The organism is Mesorhizobium sp. P5_C1 (genome assembly GCF_054049815.1).
Genome location: NZ_JBFULQ010000886.1, coordinates 1 through 1,535 on the forward strand (window position 1 = coordinate 1; position 1,535 = coordinate 1,535).

Here is a 1,535-nt window from a genome sequence, read left to right on the forward strand (position 1 = left end):
GGTCCGCGAGACCTACGAAATTCTGACCGCCATCGTTGACGACGGTGAAAACCGGGATCTGCTTCATCGGCTGGACCTTGTGCGAACGAAATTTGATGAAGGCTGCGAAACATTTGGGCCAGTGGTGGCGGCGGAGGAATTGGCTGTTGAGCACTTGCRTGGTCACTACGGCATGCTCAACGCCGAGGCGGAGCGGATCCGCCAGGAGAATTCGAAATATTCGACCGAAGTTCGCGTCCTGACGGGCGAACGTGACGCGCTTGCCCAGGCCCACAACAGTCTGCTTGCTGACCGGAACAACCTCGTAGCAGCCCAAGACAGGTTGATCGCCGGACACGATGCCCTGGCCTCTACCAACAACAATCTGGTCGCTGAGCGGAACGACATCGCAACAGCCCAAGACAGGTTGATCGCCGAGCGCGATGCACTGGCCTCTACCCACAACAGTCTGATCGCAGAGCGGAACAGCCTCGTAACCGAACAAAACAGGCTGATCGCCGAGCGCGATGCCCTCTTGCGCGACAGGGACGGCGTCGTCGGTGAGCGCAATGCGCTGCTCGCGTCGCACAGTTGGCGGCTCACAGCACCGTTGCGAGGGGTAAGAAAGCTGTTCGCCCGCTGAGTACCGCACCGCTTAGGAACGCAAACAGGCTCGACGTCTCGGTCGAGGCGGCACGTGCGCGCAAAGCGTAATTTTTTTCTAGGCTTGGCTCTGGTTGACCAAAGAACGGTTGTCCACAGTCACGGCGCTCGTCCTTAGAGGGCGACCGGACCACCTCAGAATCATCTTTCTGGCCGGACCTTCGACAAAATGCAGTGCTGTTGATGCGGCCAGCACGGTGATCAGAAAGGTCCCAATCGTCGTTGGTCGTGAAAGGCCGTCCAATATTTGTGGGTGCMYGACAAAAAACCTGATGACGAGYTGGTGTGTCAGGTARATGGCGAAYGAAATCTCGCCAAGGAACCTCACKGGGCGGCAGGCGAGCACYTTCGCCAACGGCCCGGTGCTCGATGCSAGAATAAYGAGYAGCAAGGCCGCCGGAACGACAGGGGAAAGTGTCTGGGCCGTCCAATACTGCATAGCRCCMGAGCGCATGAAGGGCTGYAGGATCSCGTTGATCCAGYCAGAYCCCCAAATYAGCAGCAGGACGCCGATCAACTCGACCGCCGCCCATGTGCCAAAGCGAAGATGGGCAAGACGGTCGCGGAARCGCGTCCACAGCAACGCCGCCGTCATGCCGAGGCARAATTCGAAGACCCTTGCGACCGGGTTGGCCATCACCAAGCCCTGTACGACGGCATCTTTCCCGCCGCTGTAAAASGGCAGYCCRAGTTGCCAGGCAAGGAGACCCATCGCCGAAGAGGCGACAAAGCATGCGGCGAGYTTCCAAKGCCATGTCGATTCRAAATTGCGGATCAGAAACGGGAAGGCGAGATAAAAAGACATCTCGGTAGAGATGCTCCAGCTGACCGCATTGTAGCTGAAAAAATAGTCGCCGGTTGGAAACCAGCTTTGCAGCAACAAGGCATTTGCG

The 1,535-nt window shown here is 58.3% G+C and carries 1 protein-coding gene and 1 pseudogene; one reads left to right on the forward strand and one right to left on the reverse strand.

Annotated elements, in window-relative coordinates; translation table 11 throughout:
* A pseudogene (locus ACXJ7R_RS32265) lies at positions 1 to 622 on the forward strand (hypothetical protein); the annotation flags it as partial.
* Positions 623 to 700: 78 nt separating this feature from the next.
* On the opposite strand, the gene ACXJ7R_RS32270 reads toward ACXJ7R_RS32265, so the two are convergent.
* Positions 701 to 1,525, reverse strand: a complete 825-nt coding sequence (locus ACXJ7R_RS32270; protein WP_457155338.1) for an acyltransferase family protein — start codon at positions 1,523 to 1,525, stop codon at positions 701 to 703.
* Between the last annotated feature and the right edge of the window lie 10 nt (positions 1,526 to 1,535).